This window comes from Vibrio sp. 811 (genome assembly GCF_033339195.1).
The window spans coordinates 1-618 of the sequence record NZ_JAWOUB010000567.1; the positions used below are offsets into that span (position 1 = coordinate 1).

The window sequence follows — 618 nt, forward strand, 5'->3', positions numbered from 1 at the left end:
TCTACGATGGAACGAGAGCCTGCTGTGCGGTTTGCTGTGCACAAAAACGAACGGTCGATTTTAATTTGATCCACAGGTAGATCCCGCAATAAAGAAAGTGACGAGTACCCCGTACCGAAGTCATCCAAACTGATTTTAATACCCAACCCTTTAATTTGGTGAATGAGTGGGTTGAGTTCTACAACTCTATCTATTGCCATGGTTTCCGTGATTTCCAAACTGATCAGATCGGCAAATTGCGGATTGTTTTCAAGCAGTTTCTCAAGACGATGGAAAAGAAGGTTCGAAGAGAGGTCTTTGGCTGAAAGGTTCACGTGTACAGGCAACTTAATGCCTTTTTCGATAAAGGTTTTGAGATCTTTTTCTACCTGGCCCAATACCCACATGGTGATATTGTGGACTTGGTTGCTGCGCTCCGCGATAGGGATGAAGTCGTTGGGTGAGATAGTTTTCCCATTTTCATCGTGCCAACGAATCACTGCCTCGAATCCGACAGCTAAATTGGTGTTCGCATCAATCAAAGGTTGGTAGTACAACTGAAACTCTTCTTTTTCTAACGCGCATTGAATGCGAGAGGAAATTTCAAGCTGGTACTTGGCGCCTACGTTCATATCATCA

General features: G+C 44.0%; 1 protein-coding gene. It reads right to left on the bottom strand.

Features of this window, described 5'->3' with window-relative positions; all coding sequences use genetic code 11:
- Positions 1–618: EAL domain-containing protein (locus tag R7Q46_RS28135; protein WP_318078433.1), on the bottom strand; the 618-nt coding region annotated here is incomplete at both ends.